Consider the following 23,925-nt stretch of genomic DNA (forward strand, 5'->3'; position numbering starts at 1 on the left):
TATCATGCCATAAATGTAACGTATTAGAAAATAGAATCATAGAAAAATCTGTATTTCTTCATGTAGTGCGATAGCGTACATTTTTTGTGCGATAATGCACATACAAGCTGTCTTTATTCCCTTTATCTTTGTCCGTATGGAAGAAAAGGGGAAAATATTGATCATCGACGATAATAAGGATGTGTTGTTCGCATTGAACTTACTGTTGGAGCCGTACATGCAAAAGGTGAAGGTAACGACACAACCGGCACGCATCGAGTATTTCATGCGGACGTTCCAACCGGACGTGGTCTTGCTGGATATGAATTTCCATCGGGATGCCGTGAGCGGGCAGGAGGGTTTTGAGTATTTGGGACAAATCTTGGAGATCGATCCGCAAGCGGTCGTGATCTTCATGACAGCCTATTCGGATATAGAGAAAGCGGTCAAGGCCATTAAGGTTGGCGCTACCGATTTCATCTCCAAGCCGTGGGAAACGGAGAAGTTGCTGGCTACCCTCTCGTCGGGCATTCGATTGAGCCATTCCCGTAAGGAGGTCGGACGTTTGCGGGAGCAGATGAAAGCCATGAAGGAGGACGACACATTGCCGGAATTGATCGGTGAGTCGCCGGCTATGCTGAAGGTAAAAGACACGATCTACAAACTTGTGGAGACCGACGCGAATATATTGATTACCGGTGAGAGCGGTACCGGAAAAGATCTGGTTGCCCGTTTGTTGAGGCATTACTCGCCCCGGCGTGACGATGCTTTCGTGACGATCGACTTGGGAAGTATCCCGGAACAATTATTTGAGAGTGAGTTGTTCGGCTATGAGAAAGGTGCCTTCACGGATGCCCGAAGATCCAAGCCGGGACGTATGGAGATGGCTTCCGGCGGTACGCTCTTTCTGGACGAGATCGGTAACCTGTCCTTGCCGATGCAGTCTAAATTGTTGACGGCTATAGAGAAACGTCATATCACCCGTTTGGGAGCGGTGGAACCGATCTCGATCGATGTCCGTTTGATCTGCGCCACCAACGCCAATCTGCGTCAGCTGGTGGGCGAGGGGAGTTTCCGGCAAGACTTGCTCTATCGGATCAATACCATAGAGATAGCCATACCACCGCTGCGTGAGCGGGGAGAGGATATCTTGATGCTGGCCGATCATTTCCAGAGGCTGTATAGCCGGAAATACAAGAAAACGATCAAAGGGTTGAGCCGGGAGGCGGGGAGTAAGTTGATGAAATACCCTTGGCCCGGTAATGTCCGGGAGTTGCAGCATGTTTTGGAGCGAGCCGTGATCTTGAACGAGGGCACGGTGCTGAGACCGGATGATTTCCCTCTCTATACAGCCTCTTACGAGCGGAAGAAGGAGCTGGACCCTGATTTGAATCTAGAGCAAGCCGAGCGGAAAATCATCGGGCGAGCCTTGCGGCAAAGCAATGGTAATATGAGCTATGCCGCCGAGCTATTGGGTATCACCCGTTTTTCCTTGTATCGTAAAATAGAGAAGTTCGGCTTATGAGATCGTATGCGTTCACGGTCATCTCGCACATCGTAGGCATCGTCTTGTCTACGGGACTCCTGTTCTATTGCGTGCATGAGGAGATTATCTTTTGTCCTACTTTTTGCGGGATCGCGATCTTGTATTTCTCGATTCATCTTTATTTCATACAGATGCGGCAGGTGAAGTATTGGCGTTATGTGGTGGATTGCTTGCGGCAGCAAGACTTGATCCAGATCGTTCGTTCACCTTACGAGGATAAGGTGATGCGGGAGTTGGCGGACGATTTGTCCGCAGCCCTGCGATCCTTGCGTGGCCGATTGATGGACGAGGAGGTGAGGCGGCAGTATTTTGAGAGTCTGTTGAATAAGGTGGACACTGCCGTACTCGTTACTGACAGGGAAGGGGCTATTGAATGGAAGAACTGGGCCGCCGACGCGTTGCTGGATACGAGGTGTCGGTTACCCAATGAGTTCTTGGAGGCTATCAAGGCGGGGAAGACGGTGGTGCGTTACGGAAAACCATCCGTTCCGCAAGATTGGGCGATCGATGCCACTCGTATCGACTTGCGAGGTTGCGAGCGTTGGATCGTCAGCTTGAAGAACATCCATTCTACCTTGGAGCGGAATGAGATGGAGGCTTGGCAGAAATTGATCCGTGTCTTGACGCACGAGATCATGAACTCCATCACACCCGTTATCTCGTTGTCCGAGACCTTGAGCAAACGTTGCAAAGCAGATCCGGATGATGTCCGGAATCGTTCGTATATCCAGCATGGGGTAAATGTCATCCATCGCCGGAGTAAAGGGTTGCTGGATTTCGTTGAGAATTACCGGAGATTGACCCGGATCGCCTCTCCGGTAAAGACCCGTATCTTAGTGAAAGATTTCTTTTCGGATTTAAGGCGTTTGTGCCCTGAGCCTTCTATCCGTTTCCGCTTGCCGGACGAGCCTCTGGAATGGTTCGCGGATCGGGCGCAGATGGAGCAGGTCTTCTTGAACTTACTGAAGAATGCTTGTGAGGCTTGTGCGGAAAAGCCAAACCCCGAGATTATCGTGGCGGCTCAGCGGGAGGGAAACGAACTCGTCTTTACCGTGCGAGACAACGGTATCGGTGTCTTACCCGAGGTTATCGACCGGGTTTTTGTACCTTTCTTCACCACCAAGCCCTCCGGCTCGGGTATCGGTTTAAGCATCTGTAAGCAAATAATCACCTTGCATGGCGGCCATATCTCGGTAGAATCCGAGAATGGAAAGGGTAGCTGTTTCTTTTTGTACTTTAATTGATTATCAGCCTATTGCAGTTTTTCTAAATTTCTTATACGGAAAACTTTAGTTTCTTCAAGGAAAAACTTTCGTTTCTATATAGGGAAACAAAAGTTTCTTACTGAGGAAACTTTTGTTTTATTAGGAGAAAACTCAGGCTGCTATTATAGGAGATTCGTGATAGGATTCATGAGACGGAAAGTTATTGTCTGTTTTTAGTGCGCTTACCCTGTAAAATACATACCTTCGCGGATATATTTAATTGATTTTCTATGAAATGGTATCTATGGGGGGCAGTTGTCCTGCTTTATTCCCTGTTTGGAAGCGCTTGTTCTACGGAACGGAGGTATGATTTGTCGGCTTATGGTTTATCCCCGGTCGAGAATGTGGATAATGCGCCCGCTATGGCGAGGGCATTGGAGCAGATACGGGAGAAATGCGAGGAAAACCAGACCATTGTGGTGACCTTGCCTAAGGGCCGCTATGAGTTTTATCCCGATAGCGCGGCGGAGCGTGTCTATTTCATCTCGAATCATGATCAAATGAATCCGAAGAAAGTAGGTTTGCCTTTCGAGGGGATGAAGAATATGGTGTTCGACGGGCAAGGCTCGGAGTTAATCTTCCACGGCAGGATGTTGCCGGTCTCTTTGCTGGATTCGAGGAATTGTGTCTTGAAGAATTTCAGTATAGACTTCAAGCATCCTCAGATTTCACAGGTAAAAGTGGTGGAGAACGATACGCTGAAAGGCGGGATCACCTTCGAGGTGGCTCCATGGGTACGCTATGAGATACGGGATAGCGTGTTTGTAGCGAAGGGAGAAGGCTGGGAGTTGACTCCCGGTTCCGGTATCGCCTTCGAGGGAGATACACGTCATTTGGTGTATAATACAAGCGATATCCCGGTAGGCGTGCGGGGCTTGATCGAGGTTTCTCCAAGGCTGATAAAGTCTCCCCGTTGGAAAGACAGCCGTTTGGTGCCCGGTACGGTGATCGCCATGCGTTCTTGGGAACGTCCGGCTCCCGGTGTCTTCCTGTATCATGACGTGAATACGACTCTGGAGAATATCAAGGTTCATTATGCCGAGGGAATGGGCCTCTTGGCGCAAGTGAGCGAGAATATCACGCTGGATGGTTTCTCCGTTTGCTTGAAAGGGGCGGACGATCCGCGGTATTTCACGACACAGGCGGACGCTACCCATTTCTCGGCCTGTAAGGGAGCGATCATCTCCAAGAATGGCTTGTACGAAGGGATGATGGACGATGCTATCAATGTGCATGGAACTTACCTGAAAGTGGTGAGACGAGTGAATGACTCGACCTTGGTAGGCCGGTATATGCACCCGCAATCGTATGGTTTCGAATGGGGAAGGGTAGGGGATTCCGTGCAGTTCATCCATTCGAGCACCATGGAATTGATAGGGGCGAGAAACCGGATTACCGCTATCAAGGCGGTAGATCAACCGGATTACCGAGGGGCGAAGGAGTTCGAGATCCGGTTTGAGAATACGGTGAATCCTTCGATCCATGAGGGAAGCGGTTTCGGCATAGAGAATCTGGAGTGGACGCCGACGGTCCTATTCTCGGATAACTTAATCCGTAATAACCGTGCCCGCGGTTCCTTGTTCAGCACGCCTCGGCAAACGGTCGTAGAGAATAATGTTTTCGATCATACCTCGGGGACGGCGATCCTGCTGTGCGGTGATTGCAACGGCTGGTTCGAGACCGGCGCTTGCCGGAACGTGTTGATCCGTAAGAATAAGTTCATCAACTCCTTGACGAATATGTTCCAATTTACGAACGCTATTATCTCTATTTATCCCGAAATCCCGGATTTAGCGTCGCAAAGGAAATATTTCCATAGTGATATCGTGATCGACGCGAACGAGTTTATTACGTTCGATAGGCCATTGGTATACGCCAAGTCCGTGGACGGGTTGGTCTTCACGAATAATATTGTCAAACAAAATAAGGAATACCCAGCCTTCCATTGGAATAACCATCGTTTCTATTTCCAGCGGGTGATCCATTCGAAAATAGAGAACAACTATTTTGATGAAGGGTTTATCCGGGAGAGGGATGTCTTAGAGGAAAATAACGGATATGATATATAGGAAATTAATCGTCTTGGTAAGCCTTTTGATAGGCTTCGTAAACATTGCGTTCGCCGGCGTTGGTGATCTCGATACGTTAAACGTACGTTCTCAAGCCCCTGTCAAGGAGAGAATGCCTGTCGTCGCCTATAAGTTTAACCCGAAAAGCTTGATTCTTCCGGCCTCATTGATAACGGTGGGAGCCGTAGGCACGGCGATTGACGGGATGAATGACTTTCACCTGTTTTCCCGGAAAGATTCCGTGAAGCAAATCCATATCGACAATTACTTGGAGTGGGGAATGCTCGGTTGGGTATTTGTCTGCGACCTTATGGGAAAAGAGAAGCATAACTGGGTGGACCAACTTTGCTTGGTCGCTTTAGCGGAGGGGATGAACGGATTGATGGTGCATGGACTGAAGAACTGGGTAAATGAGCCTCGCCCGGATGGGGCGCCTTATTCGTTTCCTTCCGGACATACCTCGAATGCTTTCTTAGGGGCGCATATGGCTTATAAGGAATTTAAGGATAGCTCACCTATACTCGCTTACTCGGGTTATGCGATAGCGGCGTTCGTGGCGGGTTCCCGCTTATACAATAACAGGCATTGGGTGGCGGATGTAGTGGCTGGTGCCGGCTTCGGTATCTTGTCGGTTGAGTTATCGTATCTGATCTATTTCCCGATTCGTAACGCTATCGCCCGGCGGATCAATCGAAATGTGAAGAACTGCCCGATCGTGGCCGCTCCGGTATTCAGTTCGAATATGGCGGGATTCTATCTGACTTATCAATTTTAATGCGTCTTATGGATCAAGCGCATGTCGGCTTATAGAGACTGGTTGATGCGCAAAAGCTCCTCTATATGCGTGCGGTCGTTGCTGAGGCGTGGGATCTTGTGTTGGCCGCCTAATTTGCCTTTCTGCTTGAGCCATTCATAGAAAGCGCCGTCGTGGGCGATAACGATTTCCAGCGGTTGGAGGGAGATCTCTTTATACCGCTTCGCCTCATAGTCCGAGTTCAGCTTTTGTAAGTTCTGATCTAATAAAGTGGCGAATTCATCGAGAGATTCCGGTTTCTTGTCAAACTCGATAAACCATTGGTGCCGTCCTTTCGCCTTATCCAGCATAAAGAGTGGGGCGGCGGTATATTCTTTTACTTTCGCCCCGGTTCGTAGGCAAGTCATGGCGATCGCTTTATCGGCGTTATCCACCATTAGCTCCTCGCCAAAGGCGTTGATAAAGTGCTTGGTGCGTCCGGAGATGACAAATTTATGAGGGAATAACGAGGTGAAACGTACCGTATCCCCGATCTGATAACGCCATAATCCTCCCGAGGTCGTGATTACCATCGCATAGTTTTTCCCGGTCTCTACCGATTCCAGCGGCAACACGGTCGGATGGGCGTTACCCACCTCGTTCATCGGGATGAACTCATAGAAAATACCGTAATCCGGCATCATAAGCAAACTGGAGTCCGTAGGATCGTCTTGCAGCCCGAAGAAGCCCTCGGATGCGTTATAGGTCTCCATATAATGCATCTTATTCGATGGAATCAAGGTTTTATATTGCTCCCGGTAAGGCTCGAAACTGATTCCCCCATGGAAGAAGACCTCCAGATTAGGCCATACGTCCGTAAGATATTCCCTACCCGTTTTTTTCAATACGGCCTTGATCAATACCAACATCCAAGAAGGAACACCGGATAGGCTGTTTACATCCTTATTCCAAGTGTTCTCCACGATCGCCTTGATCTTGCTTTCCCATTCATCCATTAGGATAATGGGTTTCTTGGGGACGCGTATTAAATTGACGAGCGGATTGAGATTTTGAAGTAATACGGCGGATAAGTCGCCTTGATGAGCCTCGGAGTTTAGCGGGGAAGGGCTATGGCTACCGCCCAATATCAAGCCTTTCTTGGAGAAGAAACGGCTTTCCGGGTTGTTCCGCAGATAGATGGCTACGCAATCAAAGCCGCCTTTATAGTGGCAACCCTTTAATATCTCGGGGGTGACGGGCAGGAATTTACTTTTGTCGTTCGTGGTCCCGCTACTCTTAGCGTACCACCGCACCACCGAAGGCCAGAGAATATTCCTTTCTCCGTTTATCATTCGGGTGACATACGGCTTTATCTCGTCATAAGTCTGTAAGGGAAGACGTTGGCAGAAGTCAGAATAAGAGCGAATGCTTTTATAATCATATTTGAGTCCCCATTCCGTCTTGCGTGCCGTCGAAAGCAGAGCATGCAGCTGTTTGCGCTGGATATGGTCTATATCCTGCCCAAATCGTCCGATCTCCGTTTGTCGATGGCGGAAAAGGAGCGAAATCGTCTGTGTTAAAATATCCATGCCCTTTTTATTTGTTCGAGTGCAAATGTAGGCATTCTCTTTTTATTTATATCTTTGCTAAGTACTAAATTAACGTTACGATGAAAATAGGGATTCTCTCATCGGGTGGCGATTGCCCCGGTATCAACGCTACGATCCGTGGTGTTGGCAAGACCGCTATCATGCATTACGGCATGGAAGTGATAGGTATTCATAGCGGTTTTATAGGTCTTTTGAATAAAGACGTCCAAGTTTTCGATGAACGGAGCTTATCCGGCATATTAAATTTAGGGGGAACCATTTTAGGAACGTCCAGAGAGAAGCCTTTCCGTAAGCTTTTGGCCTCGGGAGATTCGGAAAAGCCGGAGATCATTAAGAAAAATTATGAGGAGCTGGGGCTGGACTGCTTGGTTTGTATCGGAGGTAACGGTACGCAGAAGACGGCCAATCTGTTATCTCAGATCGGATTGAACGTGATAGGCGTTCCCAAGACAATCGATAATGACATATGGGGTACGGATATTACGTTCGGTTTTAATACCGCCGTGAATATCGCCACGGAATCTATAGACCGTCTTCATTCTACGGCTAGTTCACATAAGCGGGTGATGGTCGTGGAGGTGATGGGCCATCATGCCGGATGGATCGCCTTGTATGCCGGGATGGCTGGAGGTGCCGACGTGATCTTACTTCCGGAATTGGGATACGATATCGATAAGGTGAACGAGGCGATCTTGGATCGGGCTCGCAGGGGCAAACCTTATTCCATCGTTGTAGTAGCCGAGGGTATCGAGACTCCGGATAAAAAGCGTCCTTCTGATTATATTACCCGGGCTATCGAGGCGGGAACGGGTATCGAGACCCGGGATACCGTATTGGGATACACCCAACGGGGTGGAAACCCCTCTCCGTTCGACCGTAACCTTGCGACTCGCTTGGGAGGCCATGCCACGGAACTGATCGCTAATGGTGAATTCGGACGTATGGTTTGTATGAAAGGAGATAGGGTAGAATCCATTCCCTTGTTAGAAGTAGCGGGAAAACTAAAATTAGTGACACCGGATCATGATTTGATCGTACAAGGAAAGCGGATGGGGGTAACATTCGGGAAATAAAATAAAAAAGGTTGTGCGTTCTCTGACACACAACCTTTTTTACTTTATACTAGTAGGCGGCCGTTTATTTCTTAATACCTTGAACGGTTTGGCTTCCCTTTTCAGTAGTCAAGCGAAAGATATACATTCCAGTGGCAAAATCACCCGTGCTGAGACTGCTTCCCGGTTGCGGGATGCTACGTATCAACTTTCCATCGGCCCTGTAGATCTCAAGCGATTTCAGTTGTTGATAATTCTGGATCTGTACTTCATTCGAGAAGATACGTGGTTGAATGTCTACTTCTTCGCCTGTTGGCTTCAGTTCGTTACCTACGCTCGTTTCCGGAATTACCGTAGTCGGAGCGCTCTCGTCGGTACCATAAAGTGCCGTTACTTGGAGCAGAGGGGTACTTGTTGCCAGATTTTTCACCGTATAATTCCGTTGAGAAACAGGTAATGTCGTCAGTTCCCGAGTATCTTGATATACCTTATAACCGGTCAGCTCCGGAAAAGCCGTAATCAACTCTGCTTCTTGCGCATCGGAGGCGATAGCCAGTTTCCGGAATGATAATCGGCCCGTTCTCATGGGTTGCGGTTTCTCCGAGAAAGTGCTCGTGGAGAATACGGAACTTGAGGGGAACTCACCTTCTTCCGCGCTTATTACGATCGATAACACAACATTGGCATCTAGCTCATCATCTGAGAATGTTTCCCATTTTTTTCCGTCCAAAGAATATAAATTCCCTTTTCCATCGACTGCGGGGCCTTCATCGGAACATGCCGGGTATGTGTTATTGGCATAGCTTATCACATGAATGGCTACCAGTAAATCCTGCTTCGCGTCGATTACGAATGGTGTTTTAAGTGTGACCGAATTTATTTTACCTGATTTCAGTTGAGTGAAACTCTCTTCATACTCCCGGTTTCCCTGTTTGATATAGACTCCATAGGTGACTCCTTCCTGCGGATAGAAATTAACCTTCCGGATCGTTTTTTTATGCACCGGTTGTAGATCTTTCGTATCCCATTTCTGAGCGAAATAGAATGGATCTCCTCCGAGACCGAACTGTTGATAACGATCTTGTGATCCCCAACCAGCTATTTTTTCGAGGACTGGGGCATTCCATGTCAGTTGAATCTCACCCGTGGAGATCTGTTTGTATTTCAAATCAGTCGGACTTTCATACTCGTTTCCGATCGTTTTCCCATCCTGCGTCATTCCCTGCAACGAGGTGACGCCCGTTCCGAGTGGATCTAGCCAGACATCCATCCGGGCTGTATCATTATCACTGTATTTATTCCAGTGATAATACAATTTACCGTATAAATTCAATCCTTCGGGCAGTTCGCAACTGGAGCTTCCACCGCTCAGCGTACCTATAATCAAACCTTTGCTATTAAATAAAGGCGAGCCGGAAGAACCTCCCTCGGTCACCCCGTGTCCGTTTAGCGTGGCATCGAAAGTCGCGTTCCAATGAGCGTTCGTGGCCCCGGTTTTCCCAACATCACTATTACGCCATGTAATCGATTCTGTCGGATAATTTCCATAGGTGGAGATTTTCATATAATCGCCGGAAGGATGATGGATGCCTACGCCCGAGAGTGAAAGCATATTTGAACGATCCCATCCGTTAAAGAATACATTATAATCGTCGGGGATCTCGTCGTTAAGCAACAGCAACAGTCCGTCGGAACCGTTTTCGACAGGGGTAGAGGCTTTCCGTGTACATCCTACCATGGTTTTTATCGGATAAATGGGTGACTCATTATCGCAGCCCACATGTTCTTGGTGGAAATAAAACAACCAGACTGCTAATTCCTCGGGAGTAACCGTCTGTTCGCCCAGCATATCTTGCGAACAATGGAAGGCGGATAATACATAAGGCTTTTTGTCACGGGCCGTATTATTTACCAGAGAAGCCGTACAAATATAGCTTCCTCCTTCTCCCTCTTTATTACGGATGTATTGAATCATTTGTATCACCCCCTTCTTTTGCTCCTGCCAATCGGCTCCCTCCTCGCAATTGATATTCACTTCGCAAGCTTCTGAAAAGCCGGCTCCCGGCGCTTCCTGTACTTCTGGCATGATCGCTTCAAGATGATTATACCCGTAACCGACCTCCCGGATGCGTAGTCGAGGTGTCTCGCCGGATGGTGCCGGTACATATTCGAGGATCACCTCATCGCCTGCTACGGCTTGGGTTGCGAACGGTCCGTTTTCAGGATGCGTACGATGCGTATAGGCACCCAATACTTGGGTTTTCGCTGCGTTATACAGGTATAACCGGGCACCTTTGGGGATATAAAAATCGGAGTAATACAGGATCAAGGCGATCGCTCCTTTCGCTTGAAGGTGAAGTTGCCATACTTGGCTGCCGTCGGGCAGTGAAATCCAATCGCCACTATCGGCGATGTCGAAGCTGGTTGGGATCGACTTGGCTACACGCAACGGAGCGCCTTGGCTGACCCTCCACGCATCGACCGTCTTGAGGTCTTCCACACTGAAATTCACTGGAACTTGTTCTGCTAGCTTTTCACTTCGAAGTGAACCTGCGAATTGAAAGCTGGGGGGGAGTCCTCCTTCGCTGATCTGCGCCAACGAACTTGAAATCGAGAAATAACCGATACATAACATGCCGGTTATTAATATTCGGAGAAATTTACTGTACTGTTTTTTCATACATACAACTTTATATGAGCTTATTCTTATATAGCTAAGAACTTGGGTATATCAAACGATGTACCCAAGTTCTGCTGTTTATCATACAGTTTCTTCCTCTGGGAGGTCAGAAAACTCTTTTTCATCGGTTAGTTCACCAGTCTTCTTTTTCTTTGTGGCAGAGATACGTTGCTGGAGTTCTTTGTCTGTCCGCAATCTTTTGACCGCCATTTTAGAAGCCGCTTGCTGGGATTCTTTTTTGGAGTAACCGATACCTATGCCAATTTGCTCGCCCAGCAATTTAATCGCACTTTGGAATACAGGATTCCCATCATGATCCGTAAAAGACTCTATTAGATCGAACGAGATCGATATTTTGTTCTTTTGGCTCCATTCAATCAAGTTTGACTTGAAATTTATCTCTTTCCGGACGAGCATATCTACATCGATATACTTTTCTATCATCACGTCACGGATAAACTTATAACAAACGTCATAACCTTGATCCAGATAAATAGCGCCGATCAAAGCCTCGAGCGCATTACCATACATATGATTGTTATGAGAGTTTATCTTGGTTGAATAGACTACCATTTGATCGAGGCCGAGTTGTACGGCGACCTTATTCATCGTTTCCCGTTGTACGATCTTGGAGCGTGTGTTTGTCAAAAAGCCTTCCCGCTTATTTGGGTAGCGCTTATAGACAATATCGGCGACCGCCGCATCCAAAATTCCATCTCCTAAAAATTCAAGACGCTCATTGTTAAGCCATTTACCATCACCCGTCTCTACCGATGATGATTTATGCAACAAGGCCTGCTCGTAAATCTGGAGATTATCCGGATAAAAACCTAGAATCTTTGATAAAGACAAATAAGGCTCCCTACCTTTATTATGCAGGAGCCTTATTCTTTTATGTAGCTGTTTGTATAGCTTTCTAAACACGTTATTTCACGAATTTTTTAACAATGGCGCAAGCGTTGTGTCCACCGAAACCAAACGTATTCGATAAAGCGGCTTTCACTTCTCTCTTTTGAGCCTTATTGAATGTGAAATTCAGTTTATAATCTATTTCAGGATCATCGTCGCCTTCCGCATGGTTAATGGTCGGCGGGATAATACCATCGTTTATAGCCATAATACACAGGATCGCCTCTACCGCTCCGGCAGCACCAAGCAAGTGACCGGTCATTGACTTTGTGGAACTGATATTCAGTTGATAAGCATGTTCTCCGAACACATCTTTGATCGCCTTAACCTCTGAGATATCGCCTACGGGAGTCGATGTTCCATGAACATTGATGTAATCAATATCTTCCGGAGCCATTCCAGCGTCTTCCAATGCGTTGCGCATAACCAGCTTCGCTCCTAAACCATCCGGATGAGAAGCGGTCAAGTGATAGGCATCGGCAGACATTCCGGTTCCTGCGATCTCGCAATATATTTTAGCGCCACGAGCCAATGCGTGCTCCATTTCTTCCAATACCAAGCAAGCTCCACCTTCACCCATCACGAATCCGTCACGGCTAGCGCTGAACGGGCGAGATGCGGTCTCGGGAGAATCATTACGTGTCGATAACGCGTTCATGGAGTTGAATCCACCTACACCCGATTCAGAAACAGCAGCTTCCGCTCCACCGGTGATGATGACGTTAGCCTTGCCTAAACGGATATAATTGAATGCGTCGCTGATAGCGTTTGTAGAAGATGCACAAGCTGAGACGGTCGCAAAGTTCGGGCCGTGGAATCCATAAAGCATGGAAATATGTCCAGCCGCGATATCCGAGATCATTTTCGGGATGAAGAACGGGTTAAACTTCGGACCGATCGTATCCTTGATCTTCGCATAACTCAATACTTCCTCGTCAAATGTCTTGATACCACCGATACCTGAAGCGAAAATAACGCCGATACGGTTCTTATCTTCTTTATCCAAGTCCATTGCCGCGTCCTCGATCGCTTGTTTCGCCGCATCGATCGCGAATAAGCTATAACGATCACACTTGCGGGCTTCCTTACGATCCATAACTTTCAACGGATCGAAGCCTTTAACTTCGCATGCAAATTGTGTCTTGAATTTGGATGCATCAAACTGAGTAATAGGTCCAGCGCCACTTTTTCCGTTGATAATACCTTCCCATGTTTCGGGGAGGGTATTACCAAGAGGAGTAATAGCTCCAAGACCTGTTACTACAACTCTTTTTAATTCCATACCTTTAGTTAAAAGGATTGATTACTTCGCGTTAGCCTCGATGTAAGCGATAGCGTCACCTACAGTTGTAATCTTTTCTGCTTGATCGTCAGGAATTGAGATACCGAATTCTTTTTCGAATTCCATAATCAATTCTACAGTGTCAAGAGAGTCTGCTCCTAAATCGTTAGTAAAGCTTGCTTCGTTTGTAACTTCTGTTTCTTCAACACTTAACTTGTCAACGATGATAGCTTTTACTCTTTCAGCAACTTCAGACATAACTTTTTCAATTTAGATTAATAAATACGAATATACTTTTTAAATTTGCAGTGCAAAGAAAAGAATTTTTTATGTTACAAAGCAAATTTAATAAGCTAAAAATGCGGAAAACTGCACATTTTTTCTTTTCTTGTGCATTTAAACATCTGAAAATATGAAAAACATAGCGATTTTTGCTTCCGGATCTGGTACGAATGCCGAGAACATCGCCCGATATTTTGCTAACAGTGAAAACGTTAATGTTGCGGTTGTTTTATCAAATAATCGTAATGTTGGCGTGCATGGGCGGGTAAATAAGTTGGGCGTACCTTCTTTCGTGTTTTCACGGGAGGAATTTATTGCCGGTGTGCCGATCTTGGAAAAGTTGGCGGAATATGATGTCTGCCTTATCGTGTTGGCCGGTTTTATGAATAAGATCTCAGACGTGATTCTTCAGGCTTTTCCCGGTAAGATCGTGAACATCCATCCCGCGTTACTCCCTAAATATGGCGGCAAGGGGATGTATGGCATGCATGTGCATGAGGCGGTCGTGAAGGCTGGTGAGCGGGAGTCGGGTATTACTATACATTATATTAATGAGCATTATGATGAGGGCGCTATCATCTTCCAGGCTTCTTGTCCGGTATTACCTTCGGATACGCCGGAGGAGGTAGCCTCGAAAGTGCATGCCCTGGAGTATGCGCATTATCCTCATGTGATCGAAAGTTTACTGTAAGGCTTTTTTGTCATTAGCCTACTTGAAAACCTAGTTTCTGGAGTACGGCGAATTCTTCCGGGTCAGCTTTGATCGCTTGGTAAGCATGGAACTCACGGGGATGGTCATACGCTGCCCTAAATCGCTCGAAATGATGAGGATTCGCTCTTAGTGCTTGGTCGATTACTTCTGGGTTGAAACTTCTCAAGATGGCTTCTTCCACCCGGTGCTCCTTGAATTGTCCCAAGTCGATGAATGGGTTGGTTGGGGTAGGCGGAATGACTTCCTTGATCTTTTCGATACGGATACCGAAAAAGCATCCTATATTCTCTAGGCACATTCGTGTCCCGTTCGCCTTCCCGTCGGCGGAGAAACCGGCTATATGAGGAGTAGCGATCGTGGCTTCCGACAGTAATTTCCGGTCGATATCCGGCTCGTTCTCCCAGCAATCGATGATCAGTTCGCTGACCTTGCCGGTTCGTTTGGCCTGCAATAAGGCCTGCGTATCATGTACGGCGCCCCGGCAACTGTTGATAAACCATGGTTTTCGTTCCAATTTGTCGAAAAAAGCAGGATCGGCGAGATGGCGGGTGGCGAAACGTCCCTCTTTGGTCAACGGCACATGCAAGGTTATGATATCCGCCTCTCTCGCGATCGTGTCCAAGGATACGAATCCACCGTCGCCTTCCTGCTCGGCACGGGGCGGGTCATTGCGAAGCACACGCATCCCCATGGCCTCGCATAGCCTCTCTACGATACTCCCTACATGGCCTACGCCAACGATACCGATAGTCTTCCCTGCTAGTCTCTCTCCTTTGCGGAGGGCGACGGCTACCAAAGAGGATAATACATATTGCCCCACGGAAGCGGCGTTGCAACCCGGGGCGTTCTTCCACGTGATCCCTGCCTTCTCGCAATAATGGATATCGATATGGTCGTACCCGATCGTGGCTGTCGTGATGAGGCGAACCCGGCTACCTTCCAATAGCTCGCATGTACATTTATCTATGCTACGTACGATCAAGGCATCCGCGTCTTTTATGTTCGTGGGCGTAAACTCTTTGGAGTCAAGGTAGGATACGTCCGCTATCGGCTCCAAGATCCCTTTTAGGTAAGGAACCGTGTTATCTGCTATTATTTTCATCTTATCAGCTTGATTATCGTTACGCGATATTAAGTAAAAAACAGGGGATATACAAGTGATGGGAGTTTCGCTTCTTGTGAATTTTATCATGCGCTTTTGTTTTCGGAGGAAGGATCCCGGGAAAACACGTACGACTTTTCCGGAAAACATGTACGACTTTTCGCGAAAACATGTACGTGTTTTCCGGAAAAGATCATTCTGTTTTTGGGGTATTGATTATCAATGTGTTATATACGGTCTCCTTTTTACGAGCTTATTGTACGGAATTTTATTGGGGATCCCTGTATTCCAGCTTGGCAAAGACGGATGGTTAAATGAAAGAGCCGTATGGAAACGGTCATACCCCGTTGGTTATTTTGTATCAAATGACATAAACTAAGGACTGAATGTCACAACTCAAGGTTGTGAGGAAGGATTCGTCATTAAATAAAGGCGTACATTGCGAGTGTCAAAAACAAATAATAGATGGAAAAAAGATTACTGTTATGTTTATTGTGTGTCGTGAGCGTGGCCTTCTCGTTGGAGGCCCGTCAGCGTACTGAGGCGGAGGCGTTGAGGATAGCCCGCTCTTTTTATGAGGGACAGGGTATGTTACGCTCGGCCCCGGGATCCGATTTTCGGTTGGTGTATACGGGAGAGGGGAGCGGCCTGCGTTCCGTGTCGTCCGATCCGTATTACTATATCTATAATGTAGGGGAAGGGGATGGTTTCGTGATGGTGTCGGGCGACGACCGTGTCGCCCCGGTGCTGGGTTACTCCCTGTCGGGCTCTTTCGATCCGGGAGATATGCCGTCGAACATGAGGGGTTGGTTTGAGGAATACGAGCGCCAGATTGATCATGCCCATACGCAGCTTGAACAGGTGTTTCCGGAGAATGTTTCGTCTCCGCGTTCAGACGATGGGTTTCCGGAGCGAGTGGAGCCGTTGATACAGACGAAATGGGATCAAGGCGCTCCTTACAATAGTCTTTGCCCGTTGGATGGGGATAAGCGTTCAGCGACGGGTTGTGTGGCTACGGCTGCCGTCCAGATCATGAATTACCACCAATGGCCGGAGAAAGCGGTAGGTAAAGGGCAATATCGAATGGGAGAGGAAAATGTGAACGAGACTGTTTTCTCCGTGGATTTAAGTGGCTATACGTTTGACTGGAAGAATATGCTGGATGTGTACGACTCTACTTCCACCGCCGTTCAAGATAAGGCTGTCGCCGAGTTGATGTATGCTGTGGGCGTGGCTGGTAATATGCTCTATTCTGCTGCTGGCAGCGGAACTATGGACGAATATATGGCCAAGGGATTGATCGAGAATCTTAATTATGATAAAAATCTGCTATGTCTGCATCGTGACTATTATATGACCGCAGGCTGGAAAAGGTTGTTGAAAGTCGAGCTCGCGGCCAAACGTCCGGTCTTGTACGGGGGGACGTCTACGAGTGGTGGGCATGCCTTTGTTTGCGATGGCTATGATAAGGACGGCCTGTTCCATATCAATTGGGGTTGGGGAGGAGCCGCTAACGGTTTCTTCGAGCTGGATGTGCTGAATCCATATATTAAAACGTATAGCGGATTCTCTTATGGTCAAGATATGATTATCGGTTTCCAGAAACCCACGGAGGCGAGCGAGCCTTATCTGTCGTTGAATGTTAATTCGGTGAATGTAGATCGTCCGTCGATCTCGCAAGGTGATTCTTTGGGCATTGAATATGCCCTACAGCTAGATGCCTCCTCCGAGAAGGAGCTAGAACTTGCTCTAGGAGTCTTTACCGGAGATAGTCTATCCAAGATCGTTTATGAGGAAAAGGGCGTTATAAGTCCAGTTGTGGTTTCACCTTCTTTTTTGTGGAAGACTGATCCACTATGCTTGGATCCGGGTCTATACGGGTTGAGGGCGTTGTATCGTGTATCTGGCGAAAAGGAGTGGCGGGAGCTAACCCCTTCAAGGGTGAGGAATAACGAAATCCATTTGTTGGCGACGGATTCCTTGATAGAGGTGATATCCTACGCTGATGAATATACAGGGACACATTCTGTCTATTCGGAAGAGAGCTTGGTAGTGGATGGCTCGAACGTGTTGTGCACGGTGATTCGCAACGAGAGCGCCTATGAGCGTAATCCGATGATAGTCTTCATGGCGCATTCGTTGTCTACGGGGGAATATACGGACTTGTCTATTGAAGGCGCTTACTTTCAGTCAGGGGAAGAGAAAGAGGTACGTACTCAAATAAAAGTAAACCTATCCCCGGGTCGCTACGTGCTGGCTGCGTATAGTGTGGTATCTGATGGTCTCTATTTTATAAAAGGAACAGAGGTATTTGTAACCGTGGAAGGCGTTCCCACAGGCATCCATCCATTGGCGGTTGATGATAAGCTTCGGGTCCTGGCGGGAGAAGGCCGTCTGTCCGTATCCTTCACGTCTCCGCTCCATGAGGCTTACTTATACGATGTATCGGGCAGGCTTTGCTCTACGGGCGTGATGAACGGGACGGCGGGGTCCGTCCTTTCTACCGCTGGTTTATCCGGGGGGATCTATGTGTTGAAAGTCCGTATCGAACAGGGTTGGGCGGAGAAGAAAATAGTATTGTGACAGGTACCGGAAAGTTTTAACTTCACGGGAGATCTTTATGCGATAACAGAGAAAATGCAAAAATGAAAAAAGGGATTATGGCTTTATGCTTCATCGCTTCCTGCTGGGGGATCAGTTGTTCCTCCAGTCGGAAGCAGGCTGCCGGGTTAGAAACGACCGACAGCCGGTTTTCCGGAATGGTGCCGACACCAGCTTCTTCCGGACGGATTTCTTCCTCCGTGCAAGCGGCTCCTCCTGTGGTGATCTATAAGACGGCGAAAGATTATAGCCGTCATGTCCCGGTTGGATTGAGTGAGGATGGCCAGACGATTGTCTCGTATCCGGCGGTAAGCGATGTGAAAGTGGGGGATAAGTATCCCTACCCGACTCCTTTGGCCGATGGCTATCTGTTGGATAACCGGGGTATCGGGCGCAACGTGGCTTTCTTGTCTTACACGTACGAGGAATACGCGGCCTTGCCATCTACGCCGTCTCGCTCCGAATTACTGGAGAAGGTAATCGATAAACACCCGCTAACAGAGATTCATACCTGCGGTAACCGGTATCAATATAAGGATTTGGTGAAAGAACTGAATGAGCGGATACGCTCGGGGGAATTTAAGGTTTCTTTATAACGTGATGCTTATCTTAGCTTGTGCCGGTTGAAATGCGGCCCTGCCTTGAACAAAAAGAAAAACGTAGACAATACCGTAAGGCAAGCGCCGGACAGGTAGGCGTAGTTGAAGCCACCCAGCTCTTGTGCGATACTGCCCCCGGCCATCAACCCGATACCGATACCTACATCCCAACTAGTTAGATATGTAGACGTGGCCGTACCCCGCTGGTTATTGGGTGCCAGATTCACGAAAAGCGTGTTGAAAGCAGGGAACATGGTTCCGAACGCCACGCCTTGCGAGAGGGCTATACCTATGTAGAGATAAGAGGAAAATACCGGATTCCAATGCATCAACTCCTTGAGCGCCGCAAGAAGAAAGAATGTGGCCGCCGCCAAATACATCCCGAGGGAGATAACAAGCGTGATCCGTCCTTTATCCACTTGCCGTCCGGAGAACAGGCGGGAGACAGCGAGTCCCACGGCCATAAAGGTGAAATAAAGTCCGGAGTTTACGCTGATCCCGATCTCAGCGGCGTACATCGCTACATAAGTGGTAGTCATACCATAAGGAATGGAGAGCAATAATAGGGAGATACCCGCCCAAGTTCCCTTCACCAAGAAAAAGCGGTCTAGGGAGATCGGTTCTCGTTTGACCGGTTGCTTATAAGGAGTCTTGACCATATAGGCCATGATAAAACCAAGGCTTCCGGATAGCAACGAGCAGGAAAAGATCACGTCGTATGTGAAGTTCCCTTGCATGAACAGACCGATCATCGGCCCGAAACTCATGGCGATGTTATTGGCTAGGCCGTAATAGCCAATACCTTCCCCACGGCGGGAGGAGGGCAAGATGTCGATCAGTATCGTATTTCCGGCCACCGTCACCATGCCGAAGGCGAAACCGTGTACGACGCGTAAGGCGATAAAGAGGGTAAGCGCCGTGGCTACCATGTATCCGCCAAATATGGCGGTGAAAATGAAATAAGCCACCAGATATAAGGGACGGCGGGCGAAAGTATCCAGCAAATATCCGGCGAACGGACGGATACAGAGCGCCGCTAGCGTATAGCACGACAAGATAAACCCGATCATAGACTTCCCGATCATGAATTCTTCCTTCAGATAAAAAGGTAAGATCGGCAGGATTAGATAGAAAGCGAAAAAAAGCAGGAAATTCGCCGCTAGTATATAGCAAAAGCTGGGTGTGACGATCTTATCATTATTCATAGAGACGTGTCGTTTATAAATGACGCGAAATTAGATGAATTTATTGAATAAAAGGGCTTAAAGTAAGTTTTTTGTACGGGATTGGGACCGATTGCTGCAAATAGTTAATTTAATTCACATGTAAGGCTTTTTTATACTCGGTAGGCGTCATCCCGATCTTATTCTTGAAGAGGCGGTGTAAGGCACGTACGTTTCCCAATCCGGAATCGAGGGCGATGGCTTCTAGGTTGTAATAAGGATATTGTTTCATTAGCTGTATGGAGTGTTCCATGCGGAGGTTGCCGATATAGTTTGTGTAATTGTCTTCCGTGTTGCTCTGTATCATCCGGGCAAAACGGTTTTTGTCCATGTGGAGCCGTTTTAGTACGTCCTCACGGGTAAGATCTGATTTTAGATAGAGTTTCTCTTTATGCATTATTTCTTCCAACAGGATGAAAGAATCTTGGTCGATTGGTTGATCTGGGTCAGTTTGTGTCTTGCTATCTGATTTGGGAAGTTCTTCTTGGTGCGATAGTTCTGCCTCTTTGTCACGTTCCTTGATCGCCAATAGCTCATTCTTGTAGGCTAGGAGTTGGTTTACTTGGTTCACTGTGATCTTGTTCTTTCGCTTGATGACCTTGCTGTTCCGGTACGAGATCCAAAGCAAGAGAATAAGGAGGATTATGATGCCTAGAGAGGCTCCGAGAAATGTGTTGCGCTGCTTCAGCTCCATTTCCTGCTTGATGATCTTGGTTTCCTTTTCGTTCGTCTCATAGGCGATGGCAAGTTCCATGGCCGCGTTTTCCTTGTCGCGGGCATACAGTTCCTTTCGTATGTTGGAGAGACGATCACTGTATTGGAGAGCTGTTTTATAGTCCCCCATTAAGGAATAGGTATTCTTTAGCTTCGCTAGCATCACCGTATAATCTTTATTGATGGAATCTTGCGCCGGAGTCAGTCTCTCCCGTTCCAAGGTGTTATGGATCACTTGCTTATAATCATTTATTAATAGCAGGTAAGGGTCCGCTCTCGTTCTTCCCTGCGGCTTTTGGGCGAATTTGGTGGTGAGGAACTTTTGGTAGTAACTGGCCGCTGCTTGTTCCTCTCCGATCAGTTGATACGCTTCGCAAAGGAAGCTATATAAATAACCTAGGTGCATATCCACCCTTGTCTCTTGCATGTCGCCTGTTTGTTCCATCTTTTCCAGAAGTGCCTCTACTTCCTTTCCGGTATTTATTGCTTCTTCATTTTTCTCCTGGATCATGATGTTTCGTAGCTTCTCCATATAAAGTGAGATCAACGTACACTTTTCTTCCGGATCGGTGGTGCCTTGTAGCAGTTCAATCGCTTGGTCAAGTGTCTCGATAGCCTTGTCTTTTTGTGCCAGCTCGTTTTGTGCCCGTGAGATGGAGATCATAGAGGTAGCCTCGACGCTCTTATTGCCTTGGGAGCGTGCGATCTGTATCGCTTTCGTTGCGTATTCTATGGCTTCGTTCTGGCGGGATAGCTCGATATAGCAATTACTTAGTATCTGGCAAACATTCATGTAGGCCGTGGAGTCGTTTTGTACGGAATCGGTGTGGAATGCGGCTAGAGCGTATTCCAGCGCTTTCTTCTCGTTTTTCAACCGGGCGTATGCCCGTGACCGGATGATATGTGCTTTGTATTCCGGTATGATCCGTAGGTTCTCGGCGCTATCGGCTAGGTTTATCGCTTTTTCGGGGGTTGCGATGATCTGATTGAATATGGATTGGTAAGATAATTTTTCTTGGGGGCGGTTATCTGCGGAAGGGTTTGCCGCTCTCAAGAGTACGATAGAAAAAAAGAATAAAGTTATATATGTTAGTTTCATTCATTTACTTTTTAGCGAACAAAAATATAAATTTTTCTTTGATTTATAAGTGTTTTTTGTGACGATTAGATATGAAAAGGGCCTAGTTTACCTCGAATCCGGATTATATGTCACACTGTTTTTGGACTAAATGTCGTAAGGTAGCGGGGTTTCTTAATGAAAGTCCGCATTTAAAAGCCTTACTTTGTATCACAATAAGACAGATAAAATGGCGCATTTAAAATGTCGTGGCTGGCGTGATGAGACGAGCTTTACGTCTTAATTGAAATATAATGGAAAAGATGGTTAATATGAAGAGAAAATCTATTTTGTTATCGCTGCTTCTAGCGATTTTTGTGGTAGGAGGGATGTTTGCCCAAGAACCTACGTATTCCAAGATGTCTCCCTATACACGTATTCTTTTAGACAAATTAGCGAAGAAAGATACGGCGAACTCGTTGTTGAGGAGTTCTATCTCGGGAGATTATCTCTCGGCTTTCGTGAAGGTGGCGACGGATGAGGGATGGGCTTCCTTGGATTCGGCCGGGTGCCGTATCCGGACAAGGACGGGAGATATCGCTACGGTGTTGATCCCCCTGTCTGCCGTGGAGTCGGTGTCTGAGCTGGGTTGTATCCAATATGTATCCGCTTCACAACCTATGAGGGCCAGTATGGACTCGGCCCGTTACTACTCGGACGTGGCGGATGCCTATGCGGGGACTAAGCTTCCCCAGCCTTATACGGGCAAGGGGGTCATCGTGGGTGTGGTCGATCAGGGATTAGATTTTACTCACCCAAATTTCTATGACAAAGAGGGTAAAGCGTATCGTATCAAACAAGTTTGGGACCAAACGAGTCCTTATAGTAAAGCGGAATACAGGACGGAAGAGGAACTGCTGGATGCGGCTTGCTCGTTTGATTCGGATGTAAATACGCATGGTACCCATGTCGCGGGCATAGCTGCCGGAGGAGGGTTTGATACGCCCTACCAAGGTGTGGCCAACGAGAGTGATATGATCTTGGTGGCTACTACCATGCAGAATTCTGATATCGTAGACGGAGTGGACTATATATTCAAGGAGAGCGAGAGACTGGGTAGACCTTGCGTGGTGAATCTTAGTTTAGGGGATGGTATTGGAGGACACGATGGTACTAATTTTATGGATATAATGTTGGACCGAATGGTCGGACCGGGAAAAATCATCACGGTTGCCATGGGAAATTCTAGGGACATGCCAGTATATACCGAACAGATGTCGCCTTCGGATACCTTGCATACTTTTGTAGGCAGGTCTAATACGGGTCTTTCTTATGGACTGGTGGATATTTGGGCGGACGAGCCCGGGGAACCTTTTTCTGTTTGCCTGGATCTGTATGATCGCGAAAGCGATGAGATATTAAATACTACCGGGTTTTTCGCCTTGGATACAATGCCTAAGTCTTCTGTTTTTACTAGTGAGAGCGTGGATGGCACGTTGGTGTATGAGGCGCAAATGGAATCTGAATTATATGTGTTTAATGGGAGATACCGTCTTTTTATTCAGTTCAATTATCCGGAAGGCACCAAAAATGAAAAGATATTCTTACTTCATGTGGCGACAAATAACACGCCGGTCCGGGCTTGGGGCAACAATGGCGAGAGCTTATTTACGGACTTGGGAAAAGGGTATCCTTATACGGTCGGTACGGGAGATTTCACTGTCGGCTCTCCGGCATCGGCCAAAAACGTGATAGCTGTCGGGGCTTATGCCACTCGTATATGCCCGGTAAATGTAGATGGGGGTACCTCTTATTTGGCAGGTAATAGTTTGGGTGAGTTAACATCATTTTCAAGCGTAGGCCCTACGCTTGATAATCGCATGAAACCAGATATAACAGCACCCGGACTTTGGGTGGCATCCTCCTATAACTCATTCTATCTGGAGGGTGAGACCGGTGAAGGAGCCAAGGCATCACAGGCTCGCTATTCCACTTTCAATGGACATCGATATCCATGGGGGTATATGAGTGGAACCTCGATGGCTTGTCCTTTCGTGACTGGCAGTATCGCTCTCTGGTTACAGGCGAATCCTGCTTTATCCCCGGATGATATCAAGGATGTCTTCTCCCGTACGGCTGTTCAGGATAAACCGCTCTCTTATCCGAACAAGCAATGGGGATGGGGAAAGATAGACGTGTATAAAGGTCTGCTGGATATATTGGGAATCCCTACCTCTACGGAGAACGTATTCGAGGAGGCTCCGCAAGAGGCCGTGTCCGTATATGCTAGCGGTACGAAAGGAAGTTTCCATGTCCGTTGGGCGGAGGTCCCCGGTTCGTTCAGCATCCATGTACATGACGCTTCGGGCCGTCATCTGTATGGTGAGAAGGTAGATTCTCCAGCCTCGGTGGATTACGCTGTTTCCTTGGGAAATGTCCAGCCCGGCGTTTATTTCATACGGATAGATACGGCAGAGGGTACGGTGGAGCGGAAGATACGCATATAACCC

The 23,925-nt window shown here is 47.5% G+C and carries 17 protein-coding genes; 9 read left to right on the plus strand and 8 right to left on the minus strand.

What is annotated here, in order from left to right; all coding sequences use genetic code 11:
- Positions 1-136 precede the first annotated feature (136 nt).
- The 4 genes from HMPREF0999_RS18820 (at position 137) to HMPREF0999_RS18835 (ending at position 5,634) form a co-directional block, all read left to right on the plus strand.
- Positions 137-1,504: a sigma-54-dependent transcriptional regulator gene (locus HMPREF0999_RS18820; RefSeq protein WP_029257266.1), complete on the plus strand. Its 1,368-nt coding sequence runs from the start codon at positions 137-139 to the stop codon at positions 1,502-1,504.
- On the plus strand, positions 1,501-2,769 hold the full coding sequence (locus tag HMPREF0999_RS18825) for a sensor histidine kinase (RefSeq protein WP_009276631.1): 1,269 nt from the start codon (positions 1,501-1,503) through the stop codon (positions 2,767-2,769). The genes HMPREF0999_RS18820 and HMPREF0999_RS18825 overlap by 4 nt, the downstream gene beginning before the upstream one ends.
- A gap of 251 nt (positions 2,770-3,020) precedes the next feature.
- The gene (locus HMPREF0999_RS18830) at positions 3,021-4,859 is read left to right on the plus strand and encodes a right-handed parallel beta-helix repeat-containing protein (protein WP_009276632.1); all 1,839 of its coding nucleotides are present in this window, start codon (positions 3,021-3,023) and stop codon (positions 4,857-4,859) included.
- Entirely contained in the window at positions 4,849-5,634 is a 786-nt protein-coding gene (locus HMPREF0999_RS18835; RefSeq protein ID WP_005864018.1) for a phosphatase PAP2 family protein, read from the plus strand. The genes HMPREF0999_RS18830 and HMPREF0999_RS18835 overlap by 11 nt, the downstream gene beginning before the upstream one ends.
- Positions 5,635-5,663: 29 nt before the next feature.
- Here HMPREF0999_RS18835 and HMPREF0999_RS18840 read toward each other — a convergent pair whose 3' ends face one another.
- Positions 5,664-7,181, minus strand: coding sequence for a GH3 auxin-responsive promoter family protein (locus HMPREF0999_RS18840; RefSeq protein WP_009276633.1), 1,518 nt, complete (start codon positions 7,179-7,181; stop codon positions 5,664-5,666).
- 80 nt (positions 7,182-7,261) lie between these two features.
- On the opposite strand from HMPREF0999_RS18840, the gene HMPREF0999_RS18845 reads away from it, so the two are divergent.
- Positions 7,262-8,275 carry an ATP-dependent 6-phosphofructokinase gene (locus tag HMPREF0999_RS18845; RefSeq protein WP_005864022.1) on the plus strand — a complete coding sequence of 338 codons (1,014 nt, stop codon included), beginning with the start codon at positions 7,262-7,264 and terminating at the stop codon, positions 8,273-8,275.
- A 64-nt stretch (positions 8,276-8,339) separates the two neighbouring features.
- On the opposite strand, the gene HMPREF0999_RS18850 is transcribed toward HMPREF0999_RS18845, so the two are convergent.
- From HMPREF0999_RS18850 to HMPREF0999_RS18865, 4 genes are all read right to left on the minus strand, one after another.
- Entirely contained in the window at positions 8,340-10,934 is a 2,595-nt protein-coding gene (locus tag HMPREF0999_RS18850; protein ID WP_036745567.1) for a T9SS type A sorting domain-containing protein, read from the minus strand.
- A gap of 81 nt (positions 10,935-11,015) precedes the next feature.
- The gene (rnc, locus tag HMPREF0999_RS18855; protein WP_008774315.1) at positions 11,016-11,858 is read right to left on the minus strand and encodes a ribonuclease III; all 843 of its coding nucleotides are present in this window, start codon (positions 11,856-11,858) and stop codon (positions 11,016-11,018) included.
- Position 11,859: 1 nt separating this feature from the next.
- Complete coding sequence (gene fabF, locus HMPREF0999_RS18860; RefSeq protein ID WP_008774316.1) at positions 11,860-13,125, minus strand: beta-ketoacyl-ACP synthase II; 1,266 nt, start codon at positions 13,123-13,125, stop codon at positions 11,860-11,862.
- A 21-nt stretch (positions 13,126-13,146) separates the two neighbouring features.
- Positions 13,147-13,383: an acyl carrier protein gene (locus tag HMPREF0999_RS18865; protein WP_005639879.1), complete on the minus strand. Its 237-nt coding sequence runs from the start codon at positions 13,381-13,383 to the stop codon at positions 13,147-13,149.
- A gap of 154 nt (positions 13,384-13,537) precedes the next feature.
- Between HMPREF0999_RS18865 and HMPREF0999_RS18870 the strand changes: the two genes are divergently transcribed.
- Complete coding sequence (locus tag HMPREF0999_RS18870; RefSeq protein ID WP_005860699.1) at positions 13,538-14,098, plus strand: phosphoribosylglycinamide formyltransferase; 561 nt, start codon at positions 13,538-13,540, stop codon at positions 14,096-14,098.
- A gap of 13 nt (positions 14,099-14,111) precedes the next feature.
- Here HMPREF0999_RS18870 and pdxB read toward each other — a convergent pair whose 3' ends face one another.
- Entirely contained in the window at positions 14,112-15,221 is a 1,110-nt protein-coding gene (pdxB, locus tag HMPREF0999_RS18875) for a 4-phosphoerythronate dehydrogenase PdxB (RefSeq protein WP_009276635.1), read from the minus strand.
- 465 nt (positions 15,222-15,686) lie between these two features.
- Here pdxB and HMPREF0999_RS18880 point away from each other — a divergent pair, with 465 nt between their 5' ends.
- Complete coding sequence (locus tag HMPREF0999_RS18880) at positions 15,687-17,804, plus strand: thiol protease/hemagglutinin PrtT (protein WP_009276636.1); 2,118 nt, start codon at positions 15,687-15,689, stop codon at positions 17,802-17,804.
- A gap of 62 nt (positions 17,805-17,866) precedes the next feature.
- Positions 17,867-18,418, plus strand: coding sequence for a hypothetical protein (locus HMPREF0999_RS18885; RefSeq protein ID WP_010185641.1), 552 nt, complete (start codon positions 17,867-17,869; stop codon positions 18,416-18,418).
- 8 nt (positions 18,419-18,426) lie between these two features.
- Here HMPREF0999_RS18885 and HMPREF0999_RS18890 read toward each other — a convergent pair whose 3' ends face one another.
- Positions 18,427-19,626, minus strand: coding sequence for an MFS transporter (locus HMPREF0999_RS18890; protein ID WP_005860702.1), 1,200 nt, complete (start codon positions 19,624-19,626; stop codon positions 18,427-18,429).
- Positions 19,627-19,735: 109 nt separating this feature from the next.
- Entirely contained in the window at positions 19,736-21,457 is a 1,722-nt protein-coding gene (locus HMPREF0999_RS18895) for a helix-turn-helix domain-containing protein (RefSeq protein ID WP_009276638.1), read from the minus strand.
- Between the two features lie 290 nt (positions 21,458-21,747).
- Between HMPREF0999_RS18895 and HMPREF0999_RS18900 the strand changes: the two genes are divergently transcribed.
- Positions 21,748-23,922 (plus strand): S8 family peptidase, encoded by a 2,175-nt coding sequence (locus tag HMPREF0999_RS18900; RefSeq protein WP_009276639.1) that lies wholly within the window; start codon positions 21,748-21,750, stop codon positions 23,920-23,922.
- The last annotated feature ends 3 nt before the right edge of the window (positions 23,923-23,925 follow it).

The organism is Parabacteroides sp. D25 (assembly GCF_000307475.1).
GTDB lineage: Bacteria > Bacteroidota > Bacteroidia > Bacteroidales > Tannerellaceae > Parabacteroides > Parabacteroides distasonis.

What these genes read in the sequence shown, in the direction of transcription:
- HMPREF0999_RS18890 (WP_005860702.1), bottom strand. Translation starts at nt 19,626, where the DNA reads ATGAATAATGATAAGATCGTCACACCCAGCTTTTGCTATATACTAGCG.
- HMPREF0999_RS18865 (WP_005639879.1), bottom strand. Translation starts at nt 13,383, where the DNA reads ATGTCTGAAGTTGCTGAAAGAGTAAAAGCTATCATCGTTGACAAGTTA.
- pdxB (WP_009276635.1), bottom strand. Translation starts at nt 15,221, where the DNA reads ATGAAAATAATAGCAGATAACACGGTTCCTTACCTAAAAGGGATCTTG.
- HMPREF0999_RS18845 (WP_005864022.1), top strand. Translation starts at nt 7,262, where the DNA reads ATGAAAATAGGGATTCTCTCATCGGGTGGCGATTGCCCCGGTATCAAC.
- HMPREF0999_RS18900 (WP_009276639.1), top strand. Translation starts at nt 21,748, where the DNA reads ATGAAGAGAAAATCTATTTTGTTATCGCTGCTTCTAGCGATTTTTGTG.
- HMPREF0999_RS18830 (WP_009276632.1), top strand. Translation starts at nt 3,021, where the DNA reads ATGAAATGGTATCTATGGGGGGCAGTTGTCCTGCTTTATTCCCTGTTT.
- HMPREF0999_RS18840 (WP_009276633.1), bottom strand. Translation starts at nt 7,181, where the DNA reads ATGGATATTTTAACACAGACGATTTCGCTCCTTTTCCGCCATCGACAA.
- HMPREF0999_RS18820 (WP_029257266.1), top strand. Translation starts at nt 137, where the DNA reads ATGGAAGAAAAGGGGAAAATATTGATCATCGACGATAATAAGGATGTG.
- HMPREF0999_RS18835 (WP_005864018.1), top strand. Translation starts at nt 4,849, where the DNA reads ATGATATATAGGAAATTAATCGTCTTGGTAAGCCTTTTGATAGGCTTC.
- HMPREF0999_RS18895 (WP_009276638.1), bottom strand. Translation starts at nt 21,457, where the DNA reads ATGAAACTAACATATATAACTTTATTCTTTTTTTCTATCGTACTCTTG.
- fabF (WP_008774316.1), bottom strand. Translation starts at nt 13,125, where the DNA reads ATGGAATTAAAAAGAGTTGTAGTAACAGGTCTTGGAGCTATTACTCCT.
- HMPREF0999_RS18850 (WP_036745567.1), bottom strand. Translation starts at nt 10,934, where the DNA reads ATGAAAAAACAGTACAGTAAATTTCTCCGAATATTAATAACCGGCATG.
- HMPREF0999_RS18880 (WP_009276636.1), top strand. Translation starts at nt 15,687, where the DNA reads ATGGAAAAAAGATTACTGTTATGTTTATTGTGTGTCGTGAGCGTGGCC.
- HMPREF0999_RS18885 (WP_010185641.1), top strand. Translation starts at nt 17,867, where the DNA reads ATGAAAAAAGGGATTATGGCTTTATGCTTCATCGCTTCCTGCTGGGGG.
- HMPREF0999_RS18870 (WP_005860699.1), top strand. Translation starts at nt 13,538, where the DNA reads ATGAAAAACATAGCGATTTTTGCTTCCGGATCTGGTACGAATGCCGAG.
- HMPREF0999_RS18825 (WP_009276631.1), top strand. Translation starts at nt 1,501, where the DNA reads ATGAGATCGTATGCGTTCACGGTCATCTCGCACATCGTAGGCATCGTC.